This window comes from Saezia sanguinis (assembly GCF_003991585.1).
In the GTDB taxonomy this organism is placed as follows: Bacteria; Pseudomonadota; Gammaproteobacteria; order Burkholderiales; family Burkholderiaceae_C; genus Saezia; species Saezia sanguinis.
The window spans coordinates 1-273 of sequence record NZ_PQSP01000072.1 but is presented as its reverse complement, the minus strand read 5'-3'; the positions used below and the strand labels follow the sequence as shown (position 1 = coordinate 273).

The window sequence follows — 273 nt, the reverse complement described above, 5'->3', positions numbered from 1 at the left end:
CCCTCGAACATCTCGCGTGCGCTGGTGCGGGTCAGCATGTTGAGCGCGGCCTTGGCCATATTGGTGTGCGGGTGGCCGGCGCCCTTGTAGCCGCGGGCGAAGACGCCTTCCATGGCGGAGACGTTGACGACGTACTTGCGTCGGGAGGGTGCGGCGGCCATGGAGGGGCGCAGCCGGGAGATGAGGATGAACGGCGCGACCGAGTTGCACAGCTGCACTTCGAGCAGTTCGGTGGCGTCGACTTCGCCGACGGTCTGGACCCAGCTGTTGGTG

Annotated in this window: 1 protein-coding gene; it reads right to left on the bottom strand. The window is 67.0% G+C overall.

The genetic code is table 11. From position 1 onward, the window contains the following. Positions 1-273 (bottom strand): Rossmann-fold NAD(P)-binding domain-containing protein (locus CUZ56_RS15030; protein ID WP_204250947.1); only part of this gene is annotated, 273 nt, incomplete at both ends.